Origin of the sequence: Enterorhabdus sp. P55 (genome assembly GCF_009911695.1) — a bacterium.
GTDB lineage: Bacteria > Actinomycetota > Coriobacteriia > Coriobacteriales > Eggerthellaceae > Enterorhabdus.
The window spans coordinates 18418-27805 of record NZ_QWKK01000025.1; the positions used below are offsets into that span (position 1 = coordinate 18418).

A 9388-nucleotide genomic window follows, 5' to 3' on the forward strand; every position below is an offset into this window, starting at 1 on the left:
TCGCGAAGGGCGGCCCATCGTATCGGCGGCCCTCCCGCCCGCGTCGCCCACGCGAAACCTCGCACAAGCCCGGCGGGCTGGTGGAGGTTGCGGCTCGTCGGGCCTGCCCTCCTCGCATCGCGAAGGCGCCCCTGGGGCGCGAGGAGCCGCTCCCCTCGCCCACGGCTCGGCGATGGCGCTGCCGCCGCCTTCGGCGAACAGCTGGGGGTGCAGGGCGGGAAGCGCTGGATCAGAGGGAGAAAGGAGCAGGGCCATGCCAAGGATGATCGGGAGCCTCGCGAACAGGATGCAGGAGGGCGCCCAGCTCGGGGAGCCCTACGTCGGGATGGGGGCGACGGAGATGCTGTACAGCGACCGCCGGCCCTACACCGTGCAGAGGGTTCTGGGGCCGCGGCGGGTCGTCGTCACCCGCGACAGGTGGACGCGCGTCGACCACAACGGCAGGAGCGAGGACCAGGAGTACGCCTACGAGAGCACGCCCCTCGTCGAGGGGGAGCCTTCGTGGCGCTGCACGCACCCCTTCGGGCACCTGATGGAGGGCAACGGCGGGGATGCGCCGTGCTGGGTCAGGGAGCCGGGCGGCGAGTGCGAGGGATGCCGCTACTGGCGGCGGACTCGGGAGACGAACGGGATAGAGCTTCGGCTCTGCAAGCGCGGCTGGAAGCGCGTCGGTTCCGACACGTACTTCACGCTGGGGATCCGCGAGGCCTACGAGGATCCCTGCTTCTAGCAGCAGGCGTACCCCGGTACGAGGATACCGGGGTACGCCCATACGCAGGTAAGGCTCAGGCTTCGAAGTACGGGAGTCCCCCCTCCTCCTCAACCACTCGGATGTGATCCCTGTAGGCCTTCTTTGCGTTGGCAACGAGGTCGCGATAGGAAAGGAGGGTGATGTTCAACGCTTTCAGCAGCTCCGGCTCGTCTTCCTCAAGCACTATGCCATGCTCTTCGCCTGCATAGCCGGTGTCCTCGGGGCAAATGAAGTAGGCAGGGATCTCTTTTTTTTTGCGGGGGGCGCGAGCTGCCCAGTGGCAGCCCCTGAATGACGGCTTTGCGGTAGTCGCTTACCTGGTCCTTTATTCTGTTAAAGCTCACCCTTGAATATGGCGTAAGGGCATTGCGCTTCAGCTCGACGATGATGGGATATGGTTCCTCTGCGATGTAGATGCAGATGTCGATGAACGTTTTCCGGTAATCGCCGTCCTTTCCTTGGTAGAGGCGGTTGAACTCCTGCGTCACAACCTTCACCTCTTCCTGTGTGCGCGGCGATTGGTTCCAATACGGGTTAATGAGCCAGGGGTTCTTTGCCAAGTGATTCTCGAAGGCCTTTTCCACCGTCGAAGGGTCGTCCATCAGTTCTTCCAGCGTCTGGATGGCTTTCAGGCGCTCTTGGACGATAGCTGCTTGCTTGAGATCCTCGCTGGCGGACACCTTCCCCAGCAGCCCTGCGACGCTGACGAGAAGCTCCTCCTGGCTTTTGCCGGCGTAGTCAAGGATGGTGTCAGCCATCTCGAAGATGGCGTTGCTCTCTACGACGCTAATGAAGCTGTTGAGGAGCGCCTTCGTCTCCGAGTCGTCCTGGGCTTCCTGATCCATCTTCACCGACAGGGTCTTGAGAAGGCCGTTGTGGAGCTTTCTCTGCGTCGGGTTCAGCCCGTCCATCCACTTCCTGTAGCTCTCGTTCTCGGAAGCCCAGGCAGGCAGGCGATCGATCGCTCCTGTTGCGCGGCTGGAGTCCCATTTAGCGATGACGACCGATCTCATCCCCGCGATGAGATCCACAAGGCGCGCCACCTCCAGATCCGAGTGGTCGAGGCCCTGGCGACTGCTGGTTATGGGGTCCTCGGACTCCGAGCCGAGGTAGTCAGCCATGAACTCGCCGACGATGTACTGGCCGGCCATGGTGGCGTTAGGGCGATCCCTGAGGACGTCCTCGTCGGCGATCTTCTTGTTGATGTACACGATGATGTTGGCGCTGTTTCCGCCGGCGCTGAGCTGCTTCGGCTTCTCCACCGTCCCGACCCAGCCCCTGAGGCCCCTCTCGTCCACGAGGTCGGCGACCGACGCCGCCATCCCTTCGCGCGCGGAGGAGGCGTCCAGCTCCTCCAGCTCGGCCTTCTCGTCGTTTCCGAGAAGGTCGGAGATCTCCTCTCGGGTGAAGCCGACGTAGGTGACGTGCTCGAGGTTGCCGTAGTAGGCGTTGCGGGAGAGGTCGAGCGGGGCGCCGTTGAGGAGGAGCTCGAAGCCGTCTGAGGCGGACTTGATGTAGAAGCGGCGCGAGAGCTGCGTCTTCAGGGACTCGATCGTGTTCTTGTTCCTGTCGCGTCGCAGGCCGCGGATGACGGAGATGAACCCATGCTCGAAATCAGCGAAGTCCGACAGGTACTCGGGAAGCTCGCATTCGTCGGCTTCAACGTCGTACTTGAGGTCGGACGTCACGAAATCGCTGTAGAGAACGCGGAAGTGCGTCCACTTGTCCTCGGGCGAGGTTCGCGTGTAGACCTCGTACTCGTCTCCGAGGCTGAAGCTCGCCAGCTTGCCGATGCCCTTGCGCCCCATGGGGTCGCGTGGGCTGAAACCCTCCGGGGCCGGCTCGGGCTCCTTCTCCCTGCCCACCATCGCGTATCGATCGTTCAGGGCCGCTATGTCCATGCCGACGCCGTCGTCTGCGACGACGATGTGGTCCTGGCCATTGTCCAGGACCACGTAGCAGCGGCGCGCGTAGGCGTCGTAGGAATTCGCGATCAGCTCGGCGAGGGCGGGCGGGGTGGTGGAGTACAGCTTGCGCCCCAGGTGGGTGGCGGCTCGGTTGGCCACCTGAAAGCTGACCGTCGCCTGCGCTTCTGCGTTCATCTTGCGACCTCCTCTGATTGCTTGCGGGAAGGGCATGCTGCCAGGATGCTTCGCCCGACCGCCTCCCCCAGCTTTGGCGGCACGGCGTTGCCTATCTGGCGGGCCACCTCGCTGCGGCTCACGCGCTTGCCGTCTTCGACGAAGCGGTAGCCGAGGGGGAAGCTCTGGAGGATCGCCCCCTCGCGCAGCGTGATGGCGCGATCCTGGCTCGGATGGCCGAACCTGCCTGTTCCGTAGCAGTAGAACTGGGTCGTAATGGTCGGGGCCACCTCATCCCAGGACATCCTGCCGTAGACCGCCGGATAGGTCTTTCCCGTCTCCTTCTTATGGCACGGAAGCCTCAGATCCTCGGGCCAGTCCCTCCAGGTGCCATTGGGGGTGGAGGCCTTGATCCTCCTCATGTTCAAATCGGAGAGCGCGGCTGCGCTTTGAAGGGGATCCTTCCTGCTGGCGGAGCCGGCCCTGACGGCGGGGAGCGAGCTGATGGCCTCCCTGACGGTGACGACGTCCTCTTTGGCGCAGGTCGGCGGGATGAGGCTGATGTCGCCGTCCTTGGACGCCAGCAGGAGAAGCCGGCGCCTGCGCTGGGGGACGCCGTACTCCTCGGCGCGGACAACCTCGTAGCTTACGGAGTAGCCGGCGCCCTCCAGGGTCTCGACGAAGTCGGAGAAGATGCTCTCCTTGGCGATCTCGGGGACGTTCTCCATGGAGACGAAGTCGGGCATGAGCTCGGAGACCAGGCGGCCGAACTCACCCAGCAGCCCCCAGTCCTTGTGCTCTTTCCTGTTCTTCTTGTCCTTGCGGTGGGATGAGAAAGGCTGGCATGGAGCACACCCCACGAGCACCTTCACGTCATACCCGGACAGAAGGCTTGAGACCTCCTCGGCCGTCACGTCTTTGATGTTGCGGCGCACGAAGCTGGCGCCCTCGTTGTTCGTCTCGTAGGCATACCTGCAAGAGTCGTCGAGGTCGAAGCCGGCGACGACGTCGATTCCGGCTGAGCGTAGGCCGTAGGTCAGGCCGCCTACGCCGCAGAACAGGTCTACGGCTCCGACCGAGGCGCTTCCCTCGGGGAAAGATCGTTTGGTATTTTCGCGGTGGGCGGCCAACCAGCCCTGCCTTTCCATCGTCAAGACAGCTCTTCCAATCGAAACATTATAAGGTTGAAAGCGCTGTCTTGACTCGACAAACAAGCATGGGGCTTGCTTCATGCGGTTTCGTACCGGGGTACGCCCATACGTAGGTACCGGCCTAGCCGCCCGGGGGCCTCGGGCCTCATCGCGCCAGCTCCGCCCTCTCGCGCCTCGTGCTCGCCTCCCGCGCGGGGGCCTGGACGCCCCGCATGTCCGCCTGCGGAGTGTAGGGCGAAGGCGCGGGGCGGGCGGATCCCAGCGGCACCGGGCGGGCCTCCCCCCTCGCCTCGCGCGCCAGCTCGGCGATCTCGTCGCGGTCGTAGAGGTCGGTGTCGGGCCAGTCGGCGTCGGCGGGCATGTAGCCCGCCTCGGCCAGGTGGAACTCGTGCGCCGCCGACTCCCCGTAGGCCTTGAAGTCGAAATAGGCGAGCAGGCCGGCGTCATCGAGGGCGCGAACCCGGAGGTTCGCCTCCTCCAGCAATGTCTTCTCTGAATCCATCGTCTCTCTCCTCATCTCAGTGCTCGTCTGATGGCTGTCCTCGCCGCGCTCGCGGCGCGTTCAATGCCAGGGAGGGCGGCTGTGGGCTCTCCCTTAGCGCGCTGCGGGGCCAGGCTGATGCGGACGGCCTGGGGGCCGAGCGCGCGGGGGTCGGCCCGCTCCAGGTAGTCCCTGGAGATCTCTATCGCGCGCTCGCGGGCCTCCGCGAACCCCTCCACTGCCCGGCCTCGGGCCAGGACGGCGTCCGTCCGGGAGTCGATGAGGCTCGGCACCCATGTGCCCTCCCCTGCCTGCTCCAGCGTGTAGAGGTAGTCGAGGCCGGGCCCGACCGTGCCCCACCAGGACTCAGGCACGCGATGTCACCTCCCTGCGGGCCCTCCGCGGCTCGGCCGCCCGGTGCGCGGCCGCGGGGGCCTCGCGCCCGGGGGAGGGGCGTCCGAGGCCGCTTATGGGCACGAGCTCGGCCCGCTCCTGCCGCTCCGCCGGCGCCGGGGCCCACGAGGGGGCGTCCCGGGCGCCGGGCTCCAGGGGCGCCTGGAAGGCCCCCGTCTCGCGGAGGAGCCTCGTGTTGAGCTCGACCTGCTTGAGCGACTCGCGCATGAGGGAGAGCTCCTCGGCGACCTCCCACTCCTCCAGCCCCGTCTCCCGCAGGCGCGCGGCGACCTCGTCGAGGCCGCGGCTCCCGCGCGAGGCGCGCACGCCCTCGCCGCGGGCCGGCGGGATCGGGGCGGGGTCGGACAGGTCGAGCGGGAGGGAGAGCTCCGAGAAGAGGGCGTCGGCGGTTGCGCGACCCCAGTCGACGGGGGCGCCGTCGAGGGCGGCGTCGGGCAGAGCGCGGACGTGGATCGCCTCGGCCCCGGAGGTGACGTAGAGCTCCCCGCCCGCCACCTCGACCTTGTCGGGCACGCCGCCGCAGGCCTGGGCGAGCATGTCCTCCGCGTCCCCGGCGAGCGAGAAGGCGCGGCTCCCCTCGGAGCGGAACGCGAGCGGCCGGCCCGCGGACTTCGAGTCGATGTCCCAGGCGAGGGACTCGAGGTCGGAGGCCATCACCTCGTCTCGGAACCGGCGCAGCGCGGCTGAGCTCGCGCGCCTCCGCGGGGCCCCGAGCTCAGCCCTCATCTCCTCGTACGTGTCTCGCCAGTCCTCGGCGTCGGCGTATGCCGACCGGTCGAACAGGACGACCCCCATGGCACTCCTCCCTTCCGGGCGCCTCCTTGCGCCCCTGCTGAGATGATCTTGCGCCCGCGCGGGCCCGGCCCGCGCGGGGACGCCTGCGTGCTACACGGCCCTGCGGAGGCGGCCCGGCCGGGCTCCGGGCCCTGCCTCGTCGAGCCTGACGCCCACGAGCGAGGCCACGGCTGCGAAGCGCACGTGGCCGGAGAGGGCCATGGAGAGCGCCTCCTCCCCCGCCCCTGCCTCGCGCAGGCGCAGCACCACCTCGTCCCGGAGGCGGGGCGGCAGTTCCGGGATCGGCGCCTGCGCCTCCTCGGGGCCCGCGCAGAGCCTGTCGCCGGAGGCCTCGAGCTGCTCGCGCATGAGGGACAGCGCGAGCTCGATCTTGTCGCGGAGGAACCCCTCGGCGAAGCGGGTGGCGAGAGGGCGCGCGTCCGGGCGGCCCTCCCATCTCCCGGTCAGCAGGGAGAGGCAGAAGGGCTCGCCGTCCGCCGTGCCGCTCAGCACGAAGGAGTCGCTCACGTCCTCGTAGATCATGTGCATGGCGGCCCCCTAGACTCCCACGAACTCGCGCGCCCAGCCGCCGGCCGACCACATCGCGTAGCCGTAGGCGAGCAGCGAGACGCAGCTGAACAGCAGGCGGCCCGACCAGTCGATCATGCCCTCGTAGTCGGAGGCGGCCACGGCTATGTCGCCGAAGCCCGCGAGGATGGCGCTCATCATGGCGAACAGGAGCGCCATGATCACGCCGGCGAACAGGAGCGCCAGGTAGCGCTTGAGGAAGCCCGTGGCCATGGGGCGGGACTTCGGCGAGACCAGGAACGCGATGGAGGCGGGGGCCAGGCAGGTGTAGACGTAAATCTGAATGGCGCGGGTGATGATGATCACCTGGGTGAGCAGGGCGACGGCCCCGGCTATGACCCACACGACGCCGCTCGTGACGAGCAGCGAGAGGAGCACGCCTATGTTGTTGACGTCCTCGGGGAGCCCCGTGTAGACCTCCGTGTTCACGGTGCCCCCGATCCCGGCGATCACCTGGGTGACGAGGTCGTAGCACCACGCCATGAGCTCCCAGGAGTTGACGACGAGCGACCCCACGAGGGCGTAGGCGACGAAGACCATCATCAGCTGCACGGTGTCGATGCCGGACTCCGCGCGGCCCATCTCGGCCACCGCCGAGGCGATGCCGGCCACGAAGAAGACGGTGAGCACGATCATGGCGAGCGGTATGACGACGGTCTCCTGCACGGAGCGCAGCACCGGGACGACCGACGAGAACAGCTGGTCGAAGTCGCGCGTGAGCATCCCGCCGTCGGTCAGGTACTTGGTCAGGAAGTTGTTCGCCTGGTCGAGGTTGGAGTTGATCCACGTCCTCAGCCATCCGGCCACCCCGTCGGTGGCCGTGTCCATGGCCGCGTCGACGGCCCCGGGGGCGACGAGGGCCCCGATGAGCCCCCCGACGCCGGCTATGACGAGCGGGGCGACGGCCTCGGCCTCGTCGGCGGGGAAGGCCGCCTGGAGGGCGACCGTCGCAGCGAGGGCGAGCGCGCAGGCGAGCGCGAGCGAGGCCGTCCTGTGGCGCCGGGCCCAGGCGAGCGCCCCTGCGAGGCGCACGCGGGCGGCGGTTCCGTTTGCTTCGTTCACTGGGCTCCTCCTATCCGAGCGCGGCCAGGACGGCCAGGCGGATGATGACGATGGTCGCGACGGCGGCGGCGAACATCACGCCGCAGGCCGCGTAGACGTGGTCGGCGTCGATCTGGTGCCTGAGCGCCGCCCTGATCCTCTCCCGCGCGCTCATCGGTGGGCCCCCTTCCCGACCATGAAGTCGAGCGTGGACTTGTCGTAGGTGACCGGAATGTCGGGGCGGGTGCGGGTGTCGAGCGCGAGCGAGAAGGAGACGGTGCCCTCGTCCCAGCTCACGGTCGCCTGGCCGTTGAAAGTCGCGGCGGAGGCCGTCGGGTAGTAGAGGGCGCAGTACTCGGACAGGCGCTGCGCGAGCAGGTCGCCCCTGCCGTCGACGAGGGAGAGCATCTCCTCGCCCAGGCCCTCGACGGCGACCTCGCGCGCGGGCGAGACCCACAGGTAGGTCTGGGCATGGGCGAAGCCGTCGCTCGTCAGCGAGTAGCTAACCGACCCGTCGGCGGCCGTCACGGTGTCGAAGTAGAGCAGGCTCGTGCCCTCCCCCACGTCGAGCACGAGGGTCTGGCGGGTGATGACCGCGCCGGAGTCCCGCGCGACGCTCGTCGTCGCGAGCTCGACGGCGAAGGGCACCCGCGCCTCCTCGGCCCCCGCGGAGCGCTCCGCGTAGGCGCCCGGCTCGAAGGACAGGGACGCCGACTCGTTGGGCGTCGACCAGGTGGAGGCCTCGAGGAACGCGAGCGTCTCCTCGAGCGGGCCGTCGTAGCGCGCCTGGAGCTCGCGCTGGCGCTCCGTGAGGCCGTCCGGCTCCTCCTGCTGCTCCGCGGGCTGCTCGGAGGCGGGGGCCTCCTGCGGCCCGGGCGCGGGCTCGGCGGCGGGGGGCGCGAGGCGCCAGCAGGCGACGGCGAGCGCCGCCGCGGCGAGCACCCCAAGGGCGATCTTTGTCTTCGTCTTCATCTCTGATCCTCTCTATCCGTCGATCCGCACGGCGCAGACCCAGCGGTTGTAGGTGATGGGGTTGACGCGGCAGTAGGGGGGCGTCTGCTCCACGACGCGGCCCTCGTCCAGGTAGATGCCGATGTGGCCCTGCATCCACAGAAGGTCGCCGGGCTGCGCCTGCTCGATCGGGATGCAGGTGCCGGCGTCGCGCTGGAGCTCCGACTGGCGCGGTATGGAGATGCCGGCCTGCTGGTAGCACCACATCGTGAAGTAGGAGCAGTCGCACCCCTGCGTGATAGAGTTCCCCCCGTACACGTAGGGGGTCGCGTAGTCGCGGGCCACCATGAGCGCTGCCTCCACGACCTCCTGCCTCCCCTCCCCCGCCTGGGCGCGGTAGGGGTAGTAGCGCATGACGAGCAGCGCGTGGTTGGGGGTGCCGTAGTAGCCCCAGCCCGTCTGGGCGGCCATCATGTCGCTGAAGCGCTGGGAGGACTCGAGCGTCCACTCGGTCACCCCGTGGCGCGAGCACCACGGCAGGAACCCGGCGCCGTAGTTGTAGCCCTGCACCACGAGCTTCACGGCCCCGAGGTCTCCGGGGCCGAAGTCGCCGAGGTAAGCGCCCCAGCTCTCCAGGTTGTCCCTCATCTCCGCCACGCCGGCGTAGATGGATGCCCGGGCCGTCCGGGGCGAGCAGCCGTACTCGGGGGCCCCGACGAGGATCCAGGACGAGTAGGCGCCCTCGCACGCCTGCATGATGTCCTGTATCTGCTGGCCGTTGTAGCAGGTCACGAGCAGGTTCCCGCCCGACTCCTGGGCCATCATGGCCAGGGCCAGGTCGACCCACTCCTGGCCCACCCCGAGGTCTCGACAGGCTTCGGCCACCGTCGGCCGCCACGCCTCGACGGCCGGCGGGAGCTCAATGGGCTCGTAGCCCTCGTCGACCGCAGGCGCCTGGGAGAGCAGGGCCAGGAGCAGCGTCATGAGGGCGAGCAGGGGCACCACCGCGGCCGCCGCGGCCGCGAGGACGCGCCCGAACCCGCTCGTGACGAACGTGGGCCGCCAGGCCGCGACCCTCCTCGCGGCGCCCGCGGCCTGGCTGCGGACGCGGTGTGCCACGGCCTGCCCCCGCCGGGGGTCGGGGGACGCGGCCCGC

The 9388-nt window shown here is 68.6% G+C and carries 11 protein-coding genes; 1 reads left to right on the top strand and 10 read right to left on the bottom strand.

The annotated features are described in order from the left end of the window. Positions 1-253 precede the first annotated feature (253 nt). Entirely contained in the window at positions 254-730 is a 477-nt protein-coding gene (locus tag D1643_RS04250; protein WP_160708977.1) for a hypothetical protein, read from the top strand. A 55-nt stretch (positions 731-785) separates the two neighbouring features. Here the strand turns inward: D1643_RS04250 and D1643_RS04255 are convergent, their stop codons facing one another. From D1643_RS04255 to D1643_RS04300, 10 genes are all read right to left on the bottom strand, one after another. Continuing rightward, on the bottom strand, positions 786-935 hold the full coding sequence (locus tag D1643_RS04255; RefSeq protein ID WP_160708979.1) for a hypothetical protein: 150 nt from the start codon (positions 933-935) through the stop codon (positions 786-788). After that, positions 928-2853 carry an ATP-binding protein gene (locus D1643_RS04260; RefSeq protein ID WP_160708981.1) on the bottom strand — a complete coding sequence of 642 codons (1926 nt, stop codon included), beginning with the start codon at positions 2851-2853 and terminating at the stop codon, positions 928-930. Before D1643_RS04260 ends, D1643_RS04255 begins: the two co-directional genes overlap by 8 nt. Next, the gene (locus D1643_RS04265) at positions 2850-3980 is read right to left on the bottom strand and encodes a DNA cytosine methyltransferase (RefSeq protein ID WP_160708997.1); all 1131 of its coding nucleotides are present in this window, start codon (positions 3978-3980) and stop codon (positions 2850-2852) included. The genes D1643_RS04260 and D1643_RS04265 overlap by 4 nt, the downstream gene beginning before the upstream one ends. 148 nt (positions 3981-4128) lie before the next feature. Next, the gene (locus tag D1643_RS04270; protein ID WP_160708983.1) at positions 4129-4485 is read right to left on the bottom strand and encodes a hypothetical protein; all 357 of its coding nucleotides are present in this window, start codon (positions 4483-4485) and stop codon (positions 4129-4131) included. A gap of 345 nt (positions 4486-4830) precedes the next feature. Then, positions 4831-5673 (bottom strand): hypothetical protein, encoded by an 843-nt coding sequence (locus D1643_RS04275; RefSeq protein ID WP_160708985.1) that lies wholly within the window; start codon positions 5671-5673, stop codon positions 4831-4833. Between the two features lie 90 nt (positions 5674-5763). Continuing rightward, positions 5764-6201, bottom strand: coding sequence for a hypothetical protein (locus D1643_RS04280; protein WP_160708987.1), 438 nt, complete (start codon positions 6199-6201; stop codon positions 5764-5766). A gap of 9 nt (positions 6202-6210) precedes the next feature. Then, positions 6211-7302: a type IV secretion system protein gene (locus tag D1643_RS04285; RefSeq protein WP_160708989.1), complete on the bottom strand. Its 1092-nt coding sequence runs from the start codon at positions 7300-7302 to the stop codon at positions 6211-6213. Between the two features lie 10 nt (positions 7303-7312). Continuing rightward, the gene (locus D1643_RS04290; protein WP_160708991.1) at positions 7313-7456 is read right to left on the bottom strand and encodes a hypothetical protein; all 144 of its coding nucleotides are present in this window, start codon (positions 7454-7456) and stop codon (positions 7313-7315) included. Then, a complete protein-coding gene (locus tag D1643_RS04295; protein WP_160708993.1) occupies positions 7453-8253 on the bottom strand; it encodes a hypothetical protein in 801 nt (266 codons plus the stop codon). Before D1643_RS04295 ends, D1643_RS04290 begins: the two co-directional genes overlap by 4 nt. 12 nt (positions 8254-8265) lie before the next feature. Further along, a partial coding sequence (locus D1643_RS04300; RefSeq protein ID WP_236643367.1) for an NlpC/P60 family protein occupies positions 8266-9388 on the bottom strand: 1123 nt, incomplete at its 5' end.